Annotated in this window: 12 protein-coding genes; 1 reads left to right on the top strand and 11 read right to left on the bottom strand. The window is 74.6% G+C overall.

Annotation, left to right across the window (positions count from 1 at the left end; all coding sequences use genetic code 11):
• The first annotated feature begins 6 nt into the window (after positions 1-6).
• Positions 7-615, top strand: coding sequence for a response regulator transcription factor (locus ACFYZ3_RS01970; RefSeq protein WP_361015005.1), 609 nt, complete (start codon positions 7-9; stop codon positions 613-615).
• A gap of 10 nt (positions 616-625) precedes the next feature.
• On the opposite strand, the gene ACFYZ3_RS01975 is transcribed toward ACFYZ3_RS01970, so the two are convergent.
• The 11 genes from ACFYZ3_RS01975 to ACFYZ3_RS02025 form a co-directional block, all read right to left on the bottom strand.
• Complete coding sequence (locus tag ACFYZ3_RS01975; protein WP_388513358.1) at positions 626-1,240, bottom strand: NADH oxidase; 615 nt, start codon at positions 1,238-1,240, stop codon at positions 626-628.
• Positions 1,241-1,274: 34 nt separating this feature from the next.
• Positions 1,275-2,087 carry a BTAD domain-containing putative transcriptional regulator gene (locus tag ACFYZ3_RS01980; RefSeq protein WP_388513360.1) on the bottom strand — a complete coding sequence of 271 codons (813 nt, stop codon included), beginning with the start codon at positions 2,085-2,087 and terminating at the stop codon, positions 1,275-1,277.
• Between the two features lie 156 nt (positions 2,088-2,243).
• Entirely contained in the window at positions 2,244-6,923 is a 4,680-nt protein-coding gene (locus ACFYZ3_RS01985; RefSeq protein ID WP_388513361.1) for an amino acid adenylation domain-containing protein, read from the bottom strand.
• The gene (locus ACFYZ3_RS01990; RefSeq protein ID WP_388513363.1) at positions 6,920-10,528 is read right to left on the bottom strand and encodes an amino acid adenylation domain-containing protein; all 3,609 of its coding nucleotides are present in this window, start codon (positions 10,526-10,528) and stop codon (positions 6,920-6,922) included. Before ACFYZ3_RS01990 ends, ACFYZ3_RS01985 begins: the two co-directional genes overlap by 4 nt.
• The gene (locus ACFYZ3_RS01995; protein WP_388513365.1) at positions 10,521-11,486 is read right to left on the bottom strand and encodes a 3-hydroxyacyl-CoA dehydrogenase family protein; all 966 of its coding nucleotides are present in this window, start codon (positions 11,484-11,486) and stop codon (positions 10,521-10,523) included. The genes ACFYZ3_RS01990 and ACFYZ3_RS01995 overlap by 8 nt, the downstream gene beginning before the upstream one ends.
• 15 nt (positions 11,487-11,501) lie before the next feature.
• Positions 11,502-16,778 (bottom strand): condensation domain-containing protein, encoded by a 5,277-nt coding sequence (locus ACFYZ3_RS02000; RefSeq protein WP_388513368.1) that lies wholly within the window; start codon positions 16,776-16,778, stop codon positions 11,502-11,504.
• Positions 16,779-16,800: 22 nt separating this feature from the next.
• Positions 16,801-18,684, bottom strand: a complete 1,884-nt coding sequence (locus ACFYZ3_RS02005; protein ID WP_388513371.1) for an amino acid adenylation domain-containing protein — start codon at positions 18,682-18,684, stop codon at positions 16,801-16,803.
• A complete protein-coding gene (locus tag ACFYZ3_RS02010) occupies positions 18,681-19,727 on the bottom strand; it encodes an HAD-IIIC family phosphatase (RefSeq protein ID WP_388513373.1) in 1,047 nt (348 codons plus the stop codon). The genes ACFYZ3_RS02005 and ACFYZ3_RS02010 overlap by 4 nt, the downstream gene beginning before the upstream one ends.
• On the bottom strand, positions 19,724-20,953 hold the full coding sequence (locus ACFYZ3_RS02015; RefSeq protein WP_388513375.1) for an acyl-CoA dehydrogenase family protein: 1,230 nt from the start codon (positions 20,951-20,953) through the stop codon (positions 19,724-19,726). The genes ACFYZ3_RS02010 and ACFYZ3_RS02015 overlap by 4 nt, the downstream gene beginning before the upstream one ends.
• Complete coding sequence (locus tag ACFYZ3_RS02020; protein ID WP_388513377.1) at positions 20,937-21,221, bottom strand: acyl carrier protein; 285 nt, start codon at positions 21,219-21,221, stop codon at positions 20,937-20,939. Before ACFYZ3_RS02020 ends, ACFYZ3_RS02015 begins: the two co-directional genes overlap by 17 nt.
• Positions 21,218-22,207, bottom strand: a complete 990-nt coding sequence (locus ACFYZ3_RS02025; protein WP_388513379.1) for a 3-oxoacyl-ACP synthase — start codon at positions 22,205-22,207, stop codon at positions 21,218-21,220. Before ACFYZ3_RS02025 ends, ACFYZ3_RS02020 begins: the two co-directional genes overlap by 4 nt.
• Positions 22,208-22,354: the final 147 nt, after the last annotated feature.

Below are 22,354 nucleotides of genomic sequence, written 5' to 3' on the forward strand. Positions count from 1 at the left end.
GCCGCGATGATTCGGATATTGCTGGCCGAGGACATGAACATGGTCCGGGGGGCGCTGGTGGCGCTTCTGGGTCTGGAGAGGGATCTGGAAGTCGTCTGCGAACTGGAGCGTGGGGACGAGATCATCGACGCGGCCCTCAGGGTCAAGCCCGACATCGCGGTGATCGACATCGATCTGCCGGGCCTGGACGGTCTGAGCGCCGCCGTCCAGCTGCGGGAACGTCTGCCCAGCTGCAAGACTCTCATGCTCACCAGCCTCGGCCGCCCGGGCACCCTGCGCCGGGCGCTCGCCGCCGAGGTGCACGGCTATCTCCTCAAGGACGAGTCACCGGCCGAACTGGCGCACGCCATCAGGCGGATCGTCGCCGGACACCGGGTCATCGACTCCAAGCTGGCGCTCGCCTCGTGGGGCGGTGCGCAGAGCCCGCTGACCGAGCGGGAGACGGAGGTGCTGCGCCGTGCGGCGGAGGGCTCCGAGGCCAAGGAGATCGCCTCCGCCCTGCACCTGTCCACCGGGACCGTGCGCAACTACCTCACGACGGTGGTCACCAAGCTGAACGCCCGCAACAGGGTCGACGCGATCCGCATCGCCCGGGACGCCGGCTGGCTGGTCTGACACCGGCGGCTCATCCGCCGTCGTACGCGGGCGGCGCCATGCCCGCCGCCGCCAGATAGCGGAGGATGCCCTCCGTCACGTGCAGCGGCAGCGGCAGTTCCGCCTTCGCCCGGTCCGGGGTGACCGGCCAGGCCAGCATGGCCACCACGAGCGCGGCCTCGGGCCGGTGCAGCACGACCCGGTGCGGACAGTCGTCGGCCTCCAGCGAGAGCCCGGAGTCCATCATGGTCAGGACCATCCCGCGCGGAAGCCGCACCGCCCGCTGCCCCGGCAGCCAGACCAGGGGCAGGGGCGCGTCCGGCGTCAACGGGAACACCGACAGCAGCGGGCCCCGCAGGTCCTCGACGCCGAGGGTGCGCACCACCAGGTGGGACAGCCGGCTCAGCACCGGAAGCAGGACCTCGGTCAGGTCGACGTGCGGTTCGGCGACGTTGGCGAGGACCACGGGCCCCAGCTCCATCCGCCGCAGCACCTCCCGTACCTCGGGCCCGGGACGGTCCACGCAGTCCAGGCCCCAGCGGCTCTTGAGCACCAACTGGTCGTGGCCTTCGTCGTGCTCGACGGTCACGTCCTCGGACAGCGACCAGAGGTGGACCGTGACGACGTCAGCAGGCGTGTCCGGCATTGCCTGCCCTCCTTTCGAGGGGACCTGCCGCCCACTAGAACGCGGTCAGGGTATAGGACGGGGCGTCAAGGAGCGGCTCACCGGTCAGCACCCAGCGGTGCAGCTCCTGGAGCCGCCGTGACGGCTCGATCCCCAGCTCGCGCACGGACGCCTCACGCAGCCTCCGGAAGGCCTCCAGAGCCTGTGAGGGGCGCCCGCTGCGGTAGAGCGCGACGATGAACTGCGCGTGCAGGTTCTCCTGCAGCGGATACAGCGTGGTGAGCGCGGTCAGCTCGCTGACCAGGTGCGCGTGCTGACCGAGCCGCAGCTCGGCGTCGATGCGCGACTGGACGGCGGCCAGCCGTACCTCGTCCAGCCGCAGCGCCTCGGCCCGCAGGGCACCCGAGGAGCGCACGTCGCTCAGGGCCTGCCCGCGCCACAGGGTGAGCGCGTCCGACAGCAGCAAGGCACCCTGCCGGTCCTCACCGCGGCCGATCGCCTGCTCACCCTCCCGCACCAGACGCTCGAACACCCGGGCGTCCACCCGTACGTCGGGCATGTCGAGCCGGTAGCCGCTGTGCCCGCGGCTGAGGACCTCCTTGGGATCGACGCACGGAGTGCGCCGGGAGACGGCGGCGGCGATCCGCTGCCGCAACTGCTTCACATACGTCTGCACAGCAGCCGACGGACCGGCCGGGGGGCATCCCTCCCACAGCTCCTCGGCGATGGCGGCCATGCTCATCTCCCGCCCGCCGCCGACCGCGAGCAGTGCGAGCAGCCTGCGCTGCTTGGCCGCGCTGGGGACGATGGAGACACCGTCCACCGAGGCCGTGAACGGTCCGAGCAATCCAATGTCCAGATAGACCATGCCAGTTACCTCTTCTCCCGGATGGCGTGAGCCTGGCATCCGGCGCCGGGCGGGCGACAGTGAGGGCGCCACGAGAAGGAGGTGAATCCTGCGAGCCCGCAGGTATGAGAACTTCATACGCCGCAGGTGGCGGTGGGTGCGAAGGGCGGGCAGCCGTCATCCTTCCGCCGGCCCCGACAGGTCGATGCCGTGCACCGGGACGTCCGGGGCGGCCGCGACGGTGCGCAGCAGCCGTGTGAAGCGGGCGCACAGAGTCTCGACGGTGGACCGGTCGAACAGATCGGTCCGGTATTCGACCACGCCGTCGACTCCGCCACCGGCGCCGTCGGCGGTCCTCCGCTCGGACAGCCCGAAGGTCAGGTCGAACCCGGCGGAACCGGTGCCGGTCAGGTCCACCGTGGCGGACGCGCCCGGCAGCTCCAGCCTTTCGGGCAGGGGCGGGGCGAGCACCAGCATCACCTGGAACAGGGGCCGGCCGAACACGGCCCGCCCACTCGCCGCCCGCCGCGGCCCCTGCGCCTGAACGACCAGGTCGAAGGGCACGTCCTGGTGGGCGAACGCGCCCAGATCGGCCTCCGCGACCCGGCCGAGCAGCTCACGGAAGGTCGGCTCGCCCGAGGTGTCGGTGCGCAGGACGAGCGTGTTCACGAAGAAGCCGACGAGGTCGTCGAGTTCCGCGTTCGCACGGTCGGACACCGCCGTGCCGACCGGGATGTCCGTCCCCGCGCCGAGGCGGGTGAGCAACGCGGCCACCGCGGCGTGCGCCACCAGGAAGAGGCTGGCCCGCTCGCCCGCGGCCAGCTCCAGGAGCCGCTCGTGCACGTCCGCGGGGACGGTGAACGCCACCGTCCCGCCGCCGGGTGCCGGACGCCCGGACGACGGCCGCTCGGTCCGGGCGCCGGGCAGCACGACGTGCTCCGGCAGGCCGGTCAAGGTCTTGTCCCAGTAGGCGAGTTGACCGGCCCGCAGGGCGCTGGGCTCCTCGTCGGTGCCGAGCAGTTCACGCTGCCAGCGGGTGAAGTCGGCGTACTGGACGGGCAACGGCGCCCAGTCCGGGGCGCCGCCGCCCACCCGGGCCCGGTACGCGGTGCCCAGGTCGCCCAGCAGCCGTCGCAGCGAGGCGCGGTCGCAGGCGATGTGGTGGAGCAGCAGGAGCAGCGTCCGGTTTCCGGGGTCCTGCGTGGTGAAGAGCACCGCACGCAGGGGAAGCTCGCTCTCCAGGTGGAAGGGGCGGGCGATCGCGGTGCTCAGCGCCTTTGGCAGCCGGTCCGCGGTGACGGACCGGACGGCGAGCGCCGGGCGGGCGGCCGTGACCGGCAGGATGTGCTGGACCGCCTGTCCGCCGTGCTGCCGCACGAGGGTACGCAGGGTCTCGTGCCGGGCCGTGAGGTCGCCCAGGGCGGCACGGAGCGCCGGCTGGTCCAGCTCGCCCTCCCAGCGCAGCACCAGGGGGACGTTGTAGGTGCTGTCGGGGCCGTTGAGCCGGTGCAGGAACCAGAAGCGCCGCTGGCCGAAGGAGAGCGGGACCGGCTCCTCGCCCCGTTCCGCGGCCGGCGCGAGCCGGGGGACGGGCGGGGGCCCCGGTGGCACGGAGGTCCCGCCCCGGTGGTCCGCTCCGCCCAGACGGTCGGCGAGCCCGGCGACGGTCGGGTGGCGGAAGACGTCCCGGACGTCCAGCTCCGCCCGGACGCCGAGGCCGGCGCGGCGCACCAGGGAGACCAGCCGTGTCGCCCGCAGGCTGTCGCCCCCGAGGTCGAAGAAGTCGTCGTCGGCGCCCACCTCCTCCACGTCGAGCAGGTCGGCGTACAGACCGGCCAGCTCCGCCTCCAGCGGTGTGCCGGGAGCGCGTGAGGGCGTGTGCGCGCCGGCGTGGGGGGAGGGGAGCGCCGCGCGGTCCAGTTTCCCGTTGGGGGTGAGCGGCAGCCGGTCGACCGGGACGAACAGCGACGGCACCAGATGCGCCGGAAGCCGCGCGCGCAGCCACTCCCGCAGCCGGGCGAGCGCCGGCCCGGGACCCTCGGCCGCCGTGTCGCGGGCGGGCACGACGTAGGCCACCAACCGTGCGGCCCCGTCGGCTCCCCGACCGCCGTCCGGCCCGGTGCGGGCAGGACCGTGCGGATCACCGCAGCTCGCCAGCACGGCGCCGCCCGCCACCCCGGGGGCGGCCAGCAGCGCCGCCTCGACCTCGGCCGGTTCGATCCGGAAGCCACGGATCTTGACCTGGTCGTCCGCCCTGCCGAGATACTCCAGCGAGCCGTCCCGACGGGCGCGTACCAGGTCGCCCGAGCGGTACAGCCGGGACCCGGCGGGGCCGAAGGGGTCGGCCACGAAGCGCTGCGCCGTCAGGGCGGAGCGGTGCAGATAGCCCCGGGCCACCCCGGTGCCCGCGACGTACAGCTCACCGGGCGCCCCCGGGGGGACCGGGCGCAGCCGGTCGTCCAGTACGTACAGCCGCGTGCCGGCGACGGCCCTGCCGATCGGGACGGCCCGCGCCGCACCGTGCTCGCGGGCCAGGTCGAGCCGGGTCGACAGGACCGCGGTCTCGGTGATGCCGTACATGTTGACCAGGACCGGCGCGGAGTCCGGGTGCCGTTCGTACCAGGAACGCACGACGGCGGGGGAGAGCGCCTCACCGCAGAAGATGATCCGGCGCAGGGCCAGTTCCCGTCCCCGCTCCGGGGCTTCGGCGTCGGCCTGCTCCAGCGACCGGAAGGCGGAGGGCGTCTGGTTGAGCACCGTCACCCGCTCCCGCACCAGCAGGTCGAGAAGGGCGTGGGGGGAGCGGCTCACCTCGCCGGGTACGACCACCAGCCGGCCACCGTGCGCGAGGGCGCCCCACATCTCCCACACGGAGAAGTCGAAGGCGCAGGAATGGAACATCGCCCACGTCTCGTCGGGGCCGAGACCGAACTCGGCGGCTCCCGCCCGCAGCAGCGCCACCGGACCGCGGTGCGGGACCACCACACCCTTGGGGCGGCCGGTGGACCCGGAGGTGTAGATGACGTAGGCGGCGTGGTCGGGCGTCAGCGGCGCCGTACGGTCCGCGTCGCCGAGATCCGCCTCGCTCGGCTCCGCCTCGCTCGGGGTTTCCGTCGGGTCCGTCCCGGACAGCACGCACACCGGCCGCGCGTCCGCGAGGATGCGTGCGGTGTGCTCCGGCGGCCACCCCGGGTCGAGGGGGAGGTAGGCCGCGCCGGTCTTGGTCACCGCCACGATCGCGGTGAGCAGGTCCGTGGAGCGGGGGAGCAGGACGGCGACGGTGCGTTCGGGGCCCGCGCCGCGCCGGACCAGCGTCCTGGCCAGCCGGTTGGCGCGCGCGTTCAGCTCGCCGTAGGTGAGCTGCCGGTCGCCGTGGGCGACCGCCGGGGCGTGCGGAGTGCGCGCGGCCCAGTGTTCGAACAGCTCGGGGAGCGTACGGGGCGACAGGGGTGCGGGAGTGCCGACGCGCGGGACGAGCAGCCTGCGCTCCTCGGGCGCCAGCAGATCCAGCTCCCCGGCCGGGCGCCCGGGTTCGTCGGCCAGCTGGTCGAGCAGGCGTACGCAGCGGTCGGCCTCGGCGGTGACCTCCTCGGGCGTGTACCGCCCGGCCTCGGCCTGCGCCTCCACCATGAGCCCGGTCCGGCCGCGTTCCGGCCTGATCGCGACGGAGAGATCCTCCACCGCACCGATGTTGAGCTGTCTGAGGGTCATGGGCCGCCCGGCGAAATCGCGGCCGAAACTGAACGGGACGATGTTCGCGCTCAGCCGGTACGGCGCGTGCGTCGTCCCGGTGAGGCCGAGGTCGCGGCGGAGGTCCTCGTACCGGTAGCGCTGGTGGCCGAGGGCGAGGGCGGTCGCCTCGTCGACGGTCCGCACCAGGTCGGCGACCGGCCGGCGCAGGTCGACGGGTACCCGCAGAGGCAGCACGTTCGAGGCCGCACCGGTCACGGCACCCGCCGTCTTGTGGGTGCGGCCCGCGACCGGGAACCCCACGACGACCTCGTCACCCCCGCCGGCCCGGGCATGCTCCAGCAGGACGGCGGAGGTGGTCGCCAGCACCGTCCAGTCGACGCCCAGCGCGCGTGCGCGGGCGCGGAGGGCGGCCACCCGGTCCTCGCGCATCCGGGAGACAGCACGCACCGGGGCCCCGCCCGGCCGTCCGGAGTCCGCCCGGCCGGGCGCGTCGGACGGGGACGGCCCCGGCCGTACGGCTCCCCGCCAGCCGGCCAGCTTCGCCGTCCAGAACTCGCGGTCCGCCTCGAAACCGGGCGTGGAGCGGTAGGCACGCTCGGCCTCGAGCAGGGTGTCCAAGGGCACCTGGTGGCCGGGCCGCGGGCGCTCGCCGTGCTCCAGCGCCGCGTAGACCTCGCCGAGCCGTCGGGCGAACAGCGCCAGGCCGAAGCCGTCCACCACCAGATGGTGGACGAGGAGGTACCAGCAGACCCGGTCCGCGGACAGGCGCAGGAACGCGGTCCTGAACACCGGGCCGTTCTCCAGGTCGAGCGGCCGGCCGAGATCCGACCGCATCCAGTCCAGCGCGGCGGCCAGGGGTGCGGGCTCCCGCCGGAAGTCGACGACGGGGATCCGCCAGTCGGGGAGGGGGCCGACCCACTGCCTCGGCTCCCCGGAGGCCGTGACGGAGAACCGGGACCTGAACGGCTCGGTCTCCGCCACGGCGAACCGGAAGGCCCTCTCGTACAGGTCCGGATCGAGGTCTCCGGCGATCTCGAACGCACTCGCCAGCTGGTACCGGCCCGGGGGCGCCAACTGCTGCCCCCACCAGATCCCCTGCTGCATCGTGGTGAGCGGTATCGACGGGTGCCCCGCCGCGCGCACGTGCTCCGGCTCGTTGCTCATGGAGTGCGCACCGGCCCCTTCCGTGGTGCCTCGGCGGCCCACTGTTCGAGGAGGACGCGGCCTACGTCGCCGAGCGCGGCGGGGCCACCCATCTCCGTGTGTGTGCAGTCGACCGGCCGGACCTCGAGCGTCCCCCTGATCAGCGGACGCCACCGGCCGAGCGCGGTCTCGGGCGCGTTGCCCCGTGCGGTGAACAGCACGCAGTTCCCGCCGAACGGGCGTGGCGCGTGCAGGCCCGCGACCCGCACGTTGTTGGTGAGGGCCCGGGCCAGCGCGGCGATCCGCTGCTCGTCGAACGAGGCCAGCAGTCCCTCCCGCGCACGGGTGACCTCCACGAACCGCGGATAGGTCAGCGACTCGCCCGCCGGCAGGCGGGGGCGGTCGTAGCCGAAGAAGTCCAGGAGCATCGCGAGGACGTCCCGGCCGGCCAGCGATCCCGCGGCGGCCTCGGCCGAGGCCGCCGCGTCGAAGGTGTCCGCGCCCTGGCCCGCGGGCACGGCGTCCAGGAGCGCCAGCGTCTCCACCGACTCGCCGCACTCCTCCAGTTGCACGGCCATCTCGTGGGCGACCACCCCGCCGAAGGACCAGCCGAGGAGGCGGTAGGGGCCCGTGGGCCGGACGGACCGGACCTGGCGCAGGTAGTCCGCCGCCATCTCCCGCACGGACGCCGGCAGGGCTGCTGACCCGTCCAGTCCCCGGGCCTGGAGGCCGTACACCGGCCGGTCCGCGCCGAGCGGCTTGGTGAGTCCGGCGTAGCACCAGGACAGGCCCGCCGCCGGGTGCACGCAGAACAGGGGCGGCTCGCCGCCCGACTCCCGCAGCGGCAGCAGGACCGCGTCGCCGGTTTCCCCCCAGGGCTCCCGGGCACCGCGCCACCCGTCCTCGGCCCTCGTGCCCTCCACGGCCACGTCCTCCGGTCCCTCCGCGGCCACGTCCTCCGGTCCCTCCGCGGCCACGTCCTCCGGTCCCACCGCGGCCACGTCCTCCGGTCCCACCGCGCGGTTCGTCCCGCGCGCGACCCGGGCCAGCGCCCCGACCGTCGGGTGCTCGAAGACGTCCTGCGCCGTGAGGACGAGACCCGCCCGGCGCAGCCGGCTCAGCAGCCGGATCGCCATCATGCTGTCGCCGCCGAGGTCGAAGAAGCCGGCGTCCCCGGCGACTTCGGGGAGCCCGAGCACCTCGCGGAACGCCCGCGCCACCAGCTCCTCCCGCGCTCCGCCGGCAGCGGGGGCGGCGAGCCGGGGGCCCGCCCGTCCGACGGCCGGGAGAGGGTTGGCCTCCAGCGGCTGTGCGCCCGCCGGCGGCTTCCCGCGGTCGAGCTTGCCGCTGCCGGTGCGCGGCAGCACCGGTGCCGTTTCCAGCTCGGCCGGGACCATGGGGGCCGGCAGCCGTTCGGCCGCCCAGTCCCGCAGCGCGTCGCGGCCGGGGAGGCGGGCCCCCTCCGCGGGCACCAGGCAGGCCACGAGCCGGGCGCCGCCACCGTTCCCCTTCCGGACCCGGACCATGGCCTCGGCGACCGCCGGGTGCCGGGCGAACACCGCCTCCACCTCGCCGGGTTCGACGCGGACGCCGTTGACCTTGACCTGGGCGTCCACGCGGCCGCGGAAGTCGAGCCGGCCGTCGGGCCGCCAACGGGCCAGGTCGCCGGTCCGGTACATCCGTGCGCCGGGCGGGCCGAAGGGGTCGGCGACGAAACGCTCCGCGGTCAGCCCGGTCCGGCGCAGATATCCCCGGGCGAGACCGTCCCCGGCCAGGTACAACTCGCCCTGGCGGCCTGCCTCCACGGGGTGCAGCGCACTGTCGAGCACGTAGGCGCGTACGTGGTCCAGCGGCCGTCCGACGGGCGGTGCGTCCTCCGGCACCGGACCGTGGCCCGCCGGGGCGGCGGCATGGACGGTGGCCGCCGTGGCGAGGACGGTCGCCTCGGTGGGCCCGTACGCGTTGAGCACCCGGGTGCCGGGCATGGTCTCCCGGAGCCGCGCGGCGAGCGTCGCGGGGAGTGCCTCGCCGGTCGTCGCGACGGTCCTGGCCGACACCTGGAGGCCGCCGGCCCCCACCAGCCCGGACAGGACCGAGGGGATGGCGTACAGCAGACCGCCCGACCAGCGCGGCGGGTCGCCGTCGAGCAGCGACAGGAGGCTGTCGGCCACCTCGACGCTGCCGCCCGCCGCCAGCGCGGGGAAGATCTCGGCCACCGACACGTCGAAGCCGAAGGGGCTCGCCGCCAGCACGTGTGCCAACGACTCGGCGTCGAACTCGGCGGTCGCCCAGTCCACCAGTGCGACCACACCGAGGTGCGGTACCACGACCCCCTTGGGCGTACCGGTGGAGCCCGAGGTGTAGACGACGTACGCGGGATGCGAGGGCCGCAGCGGCTCGGGGCGGTCGGTGTCGGTCGGTGCCGTGGGTGCGCGGCGCGCCAGCGCCTCGGCCGTCGCGGGGCTGTCGAGCCGCAGGGTCGTGACCGGCCCGGTCGCGAGGTCCGCGGCGCGGGAGTCGGTGGTGGTGTCGGTCAGCAGGCAGACGGGTCCTGCTTCCTCGACCATGAAGCGGAGCCGCTCGGCCGGGTGGTCGGGGGCGAGCGGCAGGTACGCGGCACCGGTCTTGAGCACCGCGAGCATCGCCACGACCGTCCCGGCGCCCCGGGGAAGCAGCAGCCCGACGACCGACTCCGGCCCGGCACCCCGGTCGAGCAGGAGACGGGCCAGCCGGTTGGCGCGCTCGTGGAGTTCGCCGTGGGTGAGCCTCTCGTCGGCACCGATGACGGCGACGGAGTCGGCGTGCCTGAGGGCGGCGCTCTCCAGCAGGTCGACGAGGGTGCGGCCGGGTGCTTCGCGGGCCGCGCCGCCCGACCAGGAGCGCACGGCCGCCACCTCGTCCGCCGCCAGCAGGCCCAAGGCGCCCAGCGGGCGTCCCGGACCGGCCACGGCCGAGGACAGCAGCCGGGCGAAACGCCGGGCGTGTGCGTCGAGTTCGGTGACGGAACAGCGGTCCGCCGCCCCGCGGAAGACGACCCGCAACCGCTGGTCCACGGGATCGTCGTCGAGTACGACGCGCAGGTCGTGGACCGGTTCCGGCACCAGGTCGTGGGCCCCCGCGGACAGGTCGTCGAAGCGCACGGCCCCGGGAGTGCGGACGTCGGCGACCAGTCCGAACGGCCGGGGCCGGTCGTCCGGCGTCCCGGCTCCGGGCCGCCCCTCCCGGGGGCCCGGCCCCCGGCGGGTGAGGGCCGCGCGCGACTCCCGGGCGACGTCCTGGACCAGTTCGGCGAAGGTGGCGGAGGACCGCACGGTCAGCCGGAGCGGCACGACGGAGCCGCTCGCGTCCGGGACCCGGCCGCTCACCCGGCTCGCCGGTCCGGTGACCGGCAGCCCGAGCACCACGTCCGTGGCGCCGGTCGTCCGGTGGGCGTAGGCCGCCACGGCGGCGCGCAGCACCGCCCGGGCCGGCACACCGGCGTAGCGGGCGGTGGCGGCCACGCGCGCGGTGTCCGGGCCGCCGAGCGTCACCGGGCGGGAGCCGGCCGGTTCCCGCGACCGGCCGGCGTCCCGGTCGGTGCGGCGGTCGGTGCGGCGGTCGGTGCGCGTGTCCCGGCGGTCAGCCATGACCGGCCCCTCCCGGCGCCGCGAGGGGCTGCGACGTGTACTGGTGGAAGCCCCGGCCCGACTTGCGTCCCAGGTGGCCCTCGGCGACGAGACGGGCCAGCAGCGGGCAGGGCCGGAAGCGCTCCTCGCCGGTGTGCCGGCGCAGCACCTCCAGTGAGTCGGCGACGGTGTCGAGACCGATGAGGTCGGCCGTGCGCAACGGCCCCATGGGGTGGCCGAAGCAGTCCTGGAAGATGCGGTCCACGGTCTCGGCGTCCGCGGTTCCCTCGCCCAGCACGGCGGCCGCCTCGTTCAGGGTCGGCATCAGCACCCGGTTCGTCACGAAGCCCGGAGCGTCACGCACCACGAGGGCGTGCTTTCCGACCCGGGCGAGGAACGCCTGCGTGCGCTCCACGGTGTGGGCGCTGGTCTCCGGCGCGCGGATCACCTCCACCGCGTCCATGACCGGCGCCGGGTTCATGAAGTGGGTGCCGATGACACGGTCGGGGCGGGCCGTGAAGGACCCGAGACGAGCGACCGGGATGCACGAGGTGTTGGACGCGAAGATCGTTTCGGCTCCGCAGATCCGGTCCAGCCTCCGGAGGATCCCCTCCTTGACGTCCTCGTCCTCCCGGGCGCACTCGACCACCAGGAGAGCGCCCGCCAGATCGGCCGGTTCGGCGGACCAGGTCACGAGCGACTCGGTGCGGGACGCGGGGGCGGCCTCCCGTGTCCGCCGGGACCCCCGGCGCAGCAGCGTGGCCGTCCTGATCCCGGCGCGGAGCCGGGCCGGCCCCGAGGCCAGCGCCCCGGGGTCGTTGTCGACCACGACCACGGGGTGTCCGGCTTCGGCGAAGCACTGCGCCACACCGGTCCCCATCGTGCCCCCGCCGACGATGCCCACCAGCGCTTCGGCCGGAACGGTCCGCGCGGCCTGTTCGGTCCGCGCCATGTGTCGAACGTCTGTCTGATCGTCCACGGTCGCAGGTCTCCTTCAGCTGCTCGTCGGGTGGATGGGCCACAGGCCGGACAACGGTTCACCGGGGGCGCGGACGGCCGCACCCAGCATCGCGAGGAGTCCTTCGACCAGGGCCAGGGCGTCGGCCCGGTCGAAGAGTTCGGTGCGGTAGTCCAGCGAGACGGACAGCTCGTCCGGCCCCGGCCCTTCGACGACCGACCAGGAGAGGGCCGGCCCGCCGCGCTCGGGCGGCACGGTGAGCCGTCCCGCGTCCGTGCCGGGCCACCGCACGGGGGCCACCTCCACTCCGTCCCCCGAGCCGAGCGCCGCGGGCAGCGCCTGATGGGAGTACGCCACGTCGAACAGCGTTGCCCCGCCCCGCTTTTCGGGCAGCCCGGCGGCGCTCACGATGTCGGCGAGCGGCAGGTCCCGGTGCCGTTCCGCGTCGGCGACGACCCTTCGCACCCGGTCGGCGAGCTTCTCGAAGGACGGGTCGTCGGCCAGGTCCAGACGCAGCGGCAGACTCCGTGCGAAGGGACCCGTACCGGCGCGGGACGACGAGCGGGACGGCGCCGTGCCGGTCAGCCCGATCAGCACCTCGTCGGTCTCCGTGTGCAGGGCGAGCAGGGCGGCGAGGGCCGCCAGCACGCTCTCCCCGGCCCCCGAACGCCCCACCGCGCGGGCCAGGCCGTCGGGAACCCTGGTCCCGACGGTGGCGGTGGCGTGGGTGCCGTGGGCGGGCCGGGACCGGCCCAGCGGCGTCGCCTCGGCCAGTCCCGCCAGGGTCCGGCGCCAGTAGGCGACCCGCTCCTCCCGCCGGGGTCCCGGGCGGGCCCCGCCGGGCCCACCGGACGGCGGGCGGGGCCCTGCCGGGCGTTCCTCCGGGCGGGCGTCGCCCAGGCCGTACAGAGCGAGCAGGTCCGGGAGGAACAGCCCGGGAGGATCACCCTCGTCGCCCTGCCGGCGGGTGGTCACCAGCAGGACGTGCCGGTCCGGGCCCGTCGTCGCGAGGAGTGCGTGGAGCGGGCGGCCCGACGCCGGATCGCACCGGACCGCGGCCTCGGCCCGGGCGATCTCCCTGGCGGCGACGAGGGGCTCGCGCTCGCCGGAGACGTCCGCGGTGGTGAGGAGGCCGTCGTCGGCCGGAGAGCCCTGCCCCACGGCTCCGGCGCCGCCGGCCCGCGACTCCTCGTGGCACCGCGCCAGCTCCGCCAGTGCCCTGCGGAGCGCCGGGAGCCGCAGCTCGCCGCGCAGTTCGAGGCAGCCGACGACGGGGGTGGCGGGCGGCGGGACCACCGGGGGAGGACCCCCCGGGAGGTCGCTGAAGCACCTGTTCTCGTCGTCCGCGACGGCGTTGAGCAGCTCCAGGAACGCCTCGGACATGGTGGAGATCGTGTCGGCGTCGAAGAGCCGCGTCGCGTACTCCATCGTGACCACGATCCCGTCCTCGTCCGCCGACTCGCCGACGACCATCGAGAGGTCGAACTTCGCCGTGCCGGGGGGCAGTCCGGGGAAGTGCGGGATGATCTCCGGATCGTGCGCCGGTCCGACGGCGACCTCGCCGAAGGCGGCGGCCGGGGGCAGCGTCTGGTGCACGTACATCACGTCGAAGAGCGGGTTGCGGCCGGGATCACGGTCGGCCGCGACCTCGCGCACGACCCTGTCGAACGGGATCTCCTGGTGGTCGAGGGCGCCGAGCACCACGCCGCGCACCTGGCGCAGCAGTTCGCGGAAGGTCGGATCGCCCGACAAGGTCGGATCGCCCGACAGGTCCGAGCGCAGCGCGACGGTGTTGTTGAAGAAGCCGAGCAGACGCCACAGCTCGGGCCTGCTGCGGCCGACGGTCGAGGTGCCCACGACGATGTCCCGCTGGCCCGACCAGCGGGCGAGCAGCACCTTGAGCGCGGTGAGCAGCACCATGAACAACGTGGCCGTCTCATGGGCGCCCACCTCGCGCAGCCGCTGCACCAGGGCGCCCGGCACGGAGAAGAGGTGGGTCGCACCCGCGAAGTCCCTCCGGCCCGGCCGCGCCCGGTCGGTGGGCAGCTCCAGCGCGGGCGGATCGCTCAGCCGTGCACGCCAGTAGCTCAGTTCCCCCTCCAGACGGGCACCGGCCACCAGCTCGCGCTGCCACCGCGCGTAGTCCGCGTACTGCACCGGCAGCGGCTCGATGTCGGGGGCACGGTTGTCCAGGCGGGCCGTGTAGAACTCCAGCAGCTCCTGCTTCTGGATCTGCGGAGCCCAGCCGTCGTTCACCGCGTGGTGCATGCACCAGCAGACGAGGTGGTCGTCGTCGCCGATCCGCACGACCGTCACCCGTACGAGAGGGTCCGCGGCGATGTCGAAGACCCGGCGCATCGCGGAGGTGACGACCGCACCGGCCGCGGCCCGGGGGTCGTCCTCGCCGGAGACGTCCAGGTACGTGAAGAAGTCGCCCAGTTCCGGCCGGATCACCAGCCCGGGGCTTCCGTCGGCCTCGACGAGATTGGAGCGCAGCACCTCGTGGTGGCGCGCCAGGTCCTCCCAGGCGAGCCTGAAGTTCTCCACGTCGAGGGGGCCGCGGTACCGGGCGGCGCCGGGCAGGTTGTAGAGCGTGGTCGTCGGGTCGAGCTGGTGGTGGAACCAGATGCGCTCCTGCCCGTACGACAGCACCGGCTCGCCGCCCGGGACGATCGGCGGCAGCCCGGCGTCGGACGCCCCGGCGACGACCGGGTCCTTCGGCGCCTCGGGGGCGCTCGGCGGCTTCGACGCGGGCCCGTGCGGCGTCCGGCCGTCGATGGCCTCCGCGAGCGAGCCGACGACGGGATGGTCGTAGATGTCCGCCATCTTCAGCTGGACCCCGTGCCGGGCGCGTACCCGGTCCAGGAGCTGGAGGGCGATGACGGAGTTGCCGCCGATGGAGAAGTAGTCCGCGTCGGCCGGGACCGCGTCCGCGTGCAGCAGCTCGACGAGGGTGTCCCGCAGCCAGTCCAGAACGGCGGGGGGCGCCTCCTCGGTCGGTTGCCGGGACGGGTCATGGTCCTCGCCCTCGTCCTGGTCCTCGTCCTCGCTCTCGTCCTGGTCCTCGTCCTGGTTCTGGTTCTGGCCCTGGTTCTGGTGCGAGGGGAGTACTTCACCCAGGGGCCCGGCCCAGCAGCGCACGCCGGTGAACGGATGTCCCGGCAGCGGAACCCGGCCCGCCGACGGGTGGGCCCGCAACGCCGGCCAGTCCACCCCGACACCCAACTCGTACAGCCGGCCCAGCAGTTCCAGGGCGGCGGTGTCGGGGTCGGTGCCGGGCCGCAGGCGAAGCACGCGGGCGTCCGCACGACCGTCGAGGTGGACCGTCAAGCGGTCACTGATCTCGCCGCGGGACGCCAGCTCCACGAAGACCACGGGGCCTTCGGAGAGCTGCTCGTCCGCCGCGGCTCGGAGCTGTTCCGTGTCCAGCGGGCTGCCCGCCACCGCCGGGTCCTGCCCGCTGCGTGCGCGCCGCAGCGCGGCGGTGTCCTCGGCGCTCAGGCCGCCCCGCAGGAACCGGGCGGTGAAGCGGGAGACGCCCGAACTCATCACCCCGTCGGGCGAGACGCCCGCCCGGACCAGCCGCTGGTAGGTCGCGAGTTGTCCGGCGACCATCGCGGCCCGGTCGGCCGGTACGGGCAACGCGTCCGGCAACGCGTCCGGCATCTCGTCCGGCGACCGGTCGCGCCGCTCGCCCGTGGCGGCGTCCGCGGAGAGCAGGAAGACCACCCGGGGCGCGACGGCGGGGCCGGTGGCGGGGCAGGCGGCAGCCCCCTCGGCCCCCTCGGCGGCCCCGAGCCGACGCCAGGTGACCTCGGCGGCCAGGCGCGCCGCGAGCTCGGAGGTGTCCCGGGCGACCACGGACGCGCGGTGGGCGTGGTGGTCCCGGCCTTCGTTCAGCGTGCGCGCGACCTCGGCCAGCGGGTGGGCGCCGTGGCGCAGTTCGAGCGACAGGGCCTCGCACTGGGAGAGCAGGTCCGCCCGGCTGCGGGCGGACACCGCGACCAGCTGCGGGGCGCCTTCGGCCGGGCCTGCCGTGGCGGTCACCGGCGGCTGCTCCACCACGCAGTGCGCGTTGACGCCGCCGAGGCTGAACGAGCTGACGCCCGCCCGGCGCGTCTCGTCGTCCCACGGTTCGAGCGAGGTGACGACCTCCAGGCGGGCGCCCTCCAGGTCGACCTCGTCGGCGGGCTCCTCGAAGTGCAGTGAGGGGTACAGCTCGCCGTGGCGCACGCTGAGGACCGCCTTGACCAGCCCGGCGATCCCCGCGGCGTGGTCCAGGTGCCCGATGTTGGTCTTGACCGAGCCCACCTTCACCGTACGGTCGCCACCGGGGCGGGCGAGGGCCAGGCCCTCGGCCTCGACCGCGTCGCCGAGCCGGGTGCCGGAACCGTGGGTCTCGATGTACCCGGCGGCCGACGGGTCCAGCGCGGCGCTCCGCCACGCCCTGGTGATGACCTCGGCCTGCGAGCGGGCACTGGGGGTGCTGATGGTCGCGGAGTGCCGCCCGTTGTGCAGCACGGCGCTGCCGCGGATCACGGCGTGCACGAACGCGCCCTCCGCCAGCGCCCGTTCCAGCGTGGTGAGGACCACCACCGCGCCGCCCTCCCCGGCACCCGCACCGTCCGCGGCGCGGTCGAACGCCCGGGACCTGGCGGTGGGCGAGACGATGCCGGGGAAGTCGGCCACCGCGGTCGCCGGGGGAACGACCGGGCGCAGGCTCACCCCGCCCACGACGGCGTAGTCCGCGTCGCCGGCACCGAGTTCGCGGCACGCCTGGTGGACGGCGACGAGTGAGCCGTTGCAGCCCGTGTCCACGCCGTAGCAGGGGCCGGTGAAACCGAAGAAGTGGGAGATCCTGGCCGGCAGGGCACACGGGATGTTCCCGTTCATGCTGAGCGTGCCCTGCTCGCGCACCAGAGGTGCGTAACCGCTGTTCGGCGAGCTGAAGACCACTGCCGTCTGACTGTCCCGGAGCCCGGCCGGGGCGTAACCGGCGTTCTCCAGTGCCTCCTCGGTGAGCTGGAGGGCCAGCCGGTGCTGCGGGTCGGTCACCTCCGCCTCGCGACGGGACATCCCGAAGCGCTGGTGGTCGAAGAGGTCGATCCGCTCCAGGTAGCCCTGCTCCGGATAGTCGTGCCGGGGATCGAGTCCGGTGGTCCGGATCCGTTCCGGCGGGATCGGACGCACCGAGTCCCTGCCCGCCCGCAGGTTCGCCCGGAACGCGGCGAGGGAGTCCGCCTGCGGGAACCTGGTGGCGATGCCGATCACCGCGACGGCCGCTCTGCCGTGCGTCACGTCCGTACCGCTCATGTCACCTCTCCGTTCACGCGGGTCAGAGCTCGTATGTGGCCGGCGGGGCGGGTTCCGCGCCCTGGGCGCGCTCGCCCAGGCGGTCGGCGACGCGCCGAGCCTGGGCGGCGATGGTGACGCAGTCGAACAGCTCGCCCACCCGCAACGCCCCGGGCCACCGCTTGTCCAGCCGGTCGTGCAGGTCGATGACCTTGATCGAACTCCCGCCGACGGCGAAGAAGTTGTCGTCCGGCCCCGAGCGGGAGTGCCCGAGGACCTCCGCCCAGACCCGTCCGACGGCGCTCCGGTGCCCGCTCCAGTCCCCGCCCGCGGTGCCCCCGTCCGCGGCGCCCCCGGAGTCCGGCCGGTCCGCCGGGATCAGCGTGCGGAGCGCGGCCCGGTCCGCCTTGGTGCTGCGGTCGAGCGGCATGCGCTCGACCGGTACGAACAGCGTCGGCGTGGCCTGCTCCATCAGTCGGCCCCGGCAGTGTTCGCGCAGCGCCGCCGGGTCCGGCGGCCCGCCGCCGGGTGCCGCCAGTACGAAGGCGATCACCTGGGGCTCGTCCCGCCCGGCGGGTTCGCACAGCACCACGGCCTGCGCCACGCCCGCGTGGTCCTCCAGCACGGTTTCGATCTCACCGAGTTCGATCCTGGTACCGCGGATCTTGGTCTGGTCGTCCGCCCTGCCGTGGTAGTGCAGCGCGCCGCGCTCGTCGACGCTGGCGACGTCCCCGGTGCGGTAGAGACGCCGGCCGGGCGGCCCGTAGGGGTCCGCGACGAAGCGTTCGGCCGTACGGGCCGGCTGGTTCGCGTAGCCGAGGGCCACGAGGGGGCCTGCGACGTACAGTTCGCCCCGCTTCCCGGCCGGGACCTCGCGCAGCCGCTCGTCCAGGACCAGGGTCCGCGTTCCCGGCCAGGGCCGCCCGATGGGGACCCGGTCCCGGCTGCCGTCCGGATCGGCCTCCACCGTGCAGGTGATGGTCGTCTCGGTCGGCCCGTACTCGTTGACGATCCGGGTCCGGGGCAGCCGCTCGTGGTGCGCGCCCACCAGCTGGGGGGTGCACGCCTCGCCCCCCACGACCACCGTCCGCAGTGTGCCGGGCAGGCCGCCGGGGTCCTGGAGCACCGCCCGGTAGTAGGAGGGGATGTTGAACAGGTGGGTGACCCGGTGTTCCCTGGCCAGCCGGGTGAACTCCGCGACCCGCACGAGCTGCCGGGAGTCGGGGAGCACCAGCTTGTGACCGCCGGTGAGCGACCAGAACATGCCGCCGAGGATCCCGTCGAAGGACAGCCGCAACGCGATCAGGAAGACCGAGGGCCCGGTGCCGTACACCGGCCCCCGGCAGCCGACGGACGCCGCGAGCTGTTCCCGGCCGACCAGCACGCCCTTGGGCACGCCGGTGGAGCCCGAGGTGTACGCGACGTAGGCCGGGCCGCTCTGCTCGTCGACCGGCGGGCAGGGGTCGGCAAGGGGCTCCCGGCCCTCCTCGACGAGCCGCGCCAGGGGGAGATCCGCCGCGTCGAGGACCGTCGGCGGGGCGGGCATCGCCGCGAGCACGGAGTCCGGCACGGCGTCGCCGCCCTCGCTCAGCACCACCGCGCAGTCGACGTCCCGGCACAGGGCCTCGAACCTCCCGACGGGCAGGTCGGGTTCCAGGACCGCCCAGGTGGCACCGGTGCGCAGTGCGGCGAGCATGGCGACCACGGACAGGGCGCTCTGCCGCGTCCGGACGCAGACCACCCGGCCCGGCCGCAGCCCGTGCCGCCACAGCAGCCGCGCGAGACCGGCCGAGGCGCGGTCCAGCTCGCGGTACGTCAGCGAGTCACCGCCGACGACGAGCGCGGTCGCCTCGGGCACCCTGACCACCTGGCTCCGGAAGGCGGTCCACACCGGCCGTACCTTCACCGCGGCGCCGGGGCCGTTCATGCCGCACCCGCGAGGACGCGTGTGTGGCCGGGGGCCTCGGGCAGCGGTTGCTCCGGGTCCACGGTGAGCACGAGGCGTTCCTCGTCGGTGGCCGTCGCCCGGTAGCCGACGAAGCGCATCGTGACCAGCATGTTCCGGTTGACCTCGGTCGGGACGAAGTGCGCGACGGGACGCCGTCCGGCTGCCAGGGCCTGCCGGGTCAGGTGGTGCAGCAGCACACCCCCCGCCCCCCGGGAGGCGACCCGGCAGGACATCAGCATCAGCCGCAGGACCGCGTCCCGGCCGACGAGTTCGGTGACGGCCAGGCCGACGATCCCGTAGTCGCCGAAGCGGTCGCGGAGCGTGGCCAGCAGCACCTGATGGTCCGGCGAGCGGCTCAACCGGGCCAGTTCGTCGCGGCCGTAGGTGAGCCCCGTGCTGTTGAGCTGATGCGTGCGGACGGTCAGCTCCCCGGCCCGGGACAGGTCCTTCCCGGTGGCCGGGCGCACCTCCATGACCAGGCCGAGCGAGTCGAGGAAGGCCTGGCGTCCTTCGGTGAACTCCGCCTCGGCCTGCCGGCGCTGCCACTCGGCCCGGTAGAGCCGGCGCCGTCCGGTGGCCTCGGCGGTGACGTGCTCGGGCTGGAAGTCCCGGAACTTCGGGAGCCGTCCGGCCGCCGCCGCCGGGTAGCAGCGGACCATGGGGAGTTCGCCGGCGACCTCCGCCCGCTCCACCGGGTCGTTGTCGACGAACGCGACGGTGTCCAGACCGATGTTGAGGGCCTTCGCGATCCGGCGCACCGCATCGGACTTGGCGCCCCAGCCCACCTGCACCGCGCAGAACCAGTCGGACAGCCTGCGCTCCGCCAGATGGCGCTCGGTGGCACCGCGTTCGCCGCGGCCGGCGGCGGCGTGCAGGATGCCGCGACGGTCCAGCTCGGCCAGGGTCTCCAGCGCCGCGGGGAAGGGGGCGGGATCGTCGCCCTCCAGCACCACTCCGTCCCACAGCGTGTCGTCGAGGTCCCACACGAGGCACTTGACGGTGGGAGCGCCCGCCGCCGTCACGAGGCGCCTCCGGAAGGACCGGCTCCGGCGGGGCGGTCCGTGCCGGCCGCCGCGCCACCGAAGCGCCGTAACACCTGTTCGGCTATGTGAAGTTCGGACACTTGTTGGGCTCCTTCGATGATCTCCATGACCTTGGCGTCGCGGAAGTGGCGGCCGGCCCTGCTGTCGGGCGCGCAGCCGGCCGAGCCGAGCACCTGGACGGCGTCGCGGCCGGCCCTCGCCGCCGCGGCGGCCGCCGCGTACTTGGCCATGAGCGTCTCGGGCACCCCGCGCCCGGGGCCCGTGGCCCGCGCCTCGGCCGCCCTGCGGGCGAGTTCGCGGGCCCCGGCGGCGTCCACCGCCGCCCCGGCCAGCAGCGAACGGACCAACTGGTGGTCGCCCAGGGGGATGCCGTGCTGCCGCCGCGCCGCCGCATGGGTGGCGGCGTCCTCGACGCACGCCTCCGCCATGCCCACGCACCCCCAGGCGACCGTGAAGCGTCCGTGGTCGAGCGCGGTCCCGACGACATGGGTGAGGCCCAGGCCGGGAGGGGCGACCAGCCGGCACCGGGGCACCCGCACCCGGTCGAAGGACAGATGGGCGATGCGGGCGGCCCGCATGCCGAGCTGGCCGTTCACCGGCTCCCGCTCGACCCCGGCACGGTCCGCGTCCACGAGCACGGCGGCCGGCCTCCCCCCGTACGTGCCGAGCACCAGGAACACGTCGGCGACCGCACCGAAGGTGACCCACCTCTTGCGGCCGCTCACGACCAGTTCCCGGCGGCCCGGCCGGTCCGACGCCTCGATGCGGGTCTCCACCGCGCCCAGCGCGCTGCCGGCCGCCTGCTCGGTCGCGGCGAAACCGGCGGTCAGCTCGCCGCCCGCCAGCCGGGGCAGCCAGTCCGCCCGCTGCTCCACCGTGCCCCAGCGCAGCAGCGCGGCCGCGACCATGCCCTGTACGGTCAGCAGCCCGCGCAGGGCGCTGCACTCACCGCCGATCCGGGCGGTGATCTCCCCGAGCGCGAGCGGATCGAGTCCCGCGCCCCCGTACCGCTCGGGCAGGTCCGCGGCGAGCAGTCCGGAGGCGGCGAACTCCGCGCGCACGGAGTCGGGCAGTCCGCCGTCCTGGTCCCAACGGGCGGCACCGGCTCGCGCGGCCGCCGCCATGTCGCCCGCCACCCGGGACAGGTGCGGGGGCGTCGAGTCCGCCGTCGCGGCACCGGGACTGCTGTCAGAAGCCCTCGGCATGCGCTTCCCCCCGCTCGGGCGTGCCGGTCTTGCGCCGGACCAGCTCGGCGATGCGGTGGGCGGTCCTGAAACTGTCCAGATCCAGGTCCTCGACCTCGACGGTGAGGTCGAAGCGGCTCTCGACGAAGGTCACCAGCTCCAGCGCGAACAGCGAGTCGGCCAGGCCCTGGGCGAAGTAGTCGTCGTCCGCCTGGACGGGCCGGCGCAGCGCCGCGCTCAGAAAGCCGGTGATCTGCTCGGTGATGTCGTTCATGCCACCCTCGTTCATGCCACGTCCTCCTGAGGACCTGTCTCGACCAGCAGCAGGCTCCACGCCGCCACCGGGCTGACGTTGATCAGGACCGCGAGGTCGCCGGGGGCCAGGTCCTCGCGGTCGAGTGCGGTAGTGAGATTGAGGAAGACGTCGTTGGGACCGAGGTGTCCGTACTTGCGGAGGTTGTGCCGGCACGCCGGCAGCAGCTCGATGTCCAGGGCGTCCTCCAGGAAGGTGAAGCTCCCGGCGGACAGGTTCTGGCTGGCGAAGCCGCCGACGTCCCCGCGGCCGATCCCGTTGCGCGCCAGCAGGTCGCCCAGCATGGCCGAGAGGCGGTTGCGCGTCTCCACGGCCAGGCGGAAGGAGTACGTGCCGGGCTCCGTGCACTGTTCGCGCCACTGAGCGGTGGGGCGGTCCCGGTAGTCGACGTGGAAGAGGTCCCAGTAACGTCCGTTGGTCAGCTGCATGATGTCGCGGACCCGTAGGTGCCCGCTGCGGGAGAGCAGCAGGGCCTGCCCGCCGTCGCCGTTCACCGTGACGGGGTGGCGGTAGCGCAGGGCGGCGGCCGGTTTGCTGCCGTGCACGACCAGGACGTCGTCCAGAGCGGGGTCCGCGGCCAGCAGCCCGCGGGCCGCCAGCAGGGCCGGGGTGATGGAGACACAGCCGAGCCCGCCCACCGAGAAGGTGACGGCGTTGTCGGCGCCGAGCCGCTGCTGGAGCCGGGTCGCCTCGGAGCTGAGGAAGGTTTCCTGGACCCGCGACTCCACCAGCACCAGCGCGCCCAGGTCCCGGGCGTCGAGTCCGGCCCGTCCGAGCGCCCGGCGCGCGGCGCGTTCCGCGAGCGTGACCGGGCCGAGCCGGTCGTCCGCCCGGATCGTGTCGATGCCCAGGGCGTCGCGGGTGGCGCGCTCGGTCTCGTCGAGCGTCCGCACCTCGGTGATCGGCAGGGAGTGCTCGGGCAGGTACCAGGCGGCGCTGCGGACGGCGACGGGTGCGGACATCGACTTGCCTCCATGCTTGTGCGAACGGCGCATGCGGAAGCGCGGGAGTCAGCCTGCCCGCGGGGCCGTACGGCCGCCATGTCCTTAAGCAGGCGGCAAATTCGCCAGGTGGGCGGGGCGGCACAAGCAGGGGGAGCCCCGCCCTCC

Origin of the sequence: Streptomyces sp. NPDC001599 (genome assembly GCF_042893535.1) — a bacterium.
Classification (GTDB): Bacteria; Actinomycetota; Actinomycetes; order Streptomycetales; family Streptomycetaceae; genus Streptomyces.

Bases quoted from the DNA above. Each gene is read 5' to 3' on its own strand.
- ACFYZ3_RS01970 (WP_361015005.1), top strand. From the start codon at position 7: ATGATTCGGATATTGCTGGCCGAGGACATGAACATGGTCCGGGGGGCG.
- ACFYZ3_RS01975 (WP_388513358.1), bottom strand. From the start codon at position 1,240: ATGCCGGACACGCCTGCTGACGTCGTCACGGTCCACCTCTGGTCGCTG.
- ACFYZ3_RS01980 (WP_388513360.1), bottom strand. From the start codon at position 2,087: ATGGTCTATCTGGACATTGGATTGCTCGGACCGTTCACGGCCTCGGTG.
- ACFYZ3_RS01985 (WP_388513361.1), bottom strand. From the start codon at position 6,923: ATGAGCAACGAGCCGGAGCACGTGCGCGCGGCGGGGCACCCGTCGATA.
- ACFYZ3_RS01990 (WP_388513363.1), bottom strand. From the start codon at position 10,528: ATGGCTGACCGCCGGGACACGCGCACCGACCGCCGCACCGACCGCCGC.
- ACFYZ3_RS02000 (WP_388513368.1), bottom strand. From the start codon at position 16,778: ATGAGCGGTACGGACGTGACGCACGGCAGAGCGGCCGTCGCGGTGATC.
- ACFYZ3_RS02005 (WP_388513371.1), bottom strand. From the start codon at position 18,684: ATGAACGGCCCCGGCGCCGCGGTGAAGGTACGGCCGGTGTGGACCGCC.
- ACFYZ3_RS02015 (WP_388513375.1), bottom strand. From the start codon at position 20,953: ATGCCGAGGGCTTCTGACAGCAGTCCCGGTGCCGCGACGGCGGACTCG.
- ACFYZ3_RS02020 (WP_388513377.1), bottom strand. From the start codon at position 21,221: ATGAACGAGGGTGGCATGAACGACATCACCGAGCAGATCACCGGCTTT.
- ACFYZ3_RS02025 (WP_388513379.1), bottom strand. From the start codon at position 22,207: ATGTCCGCACCCGTCGCCGTCCGCAGCGCCGCCTGGTACCTGCCCGAG.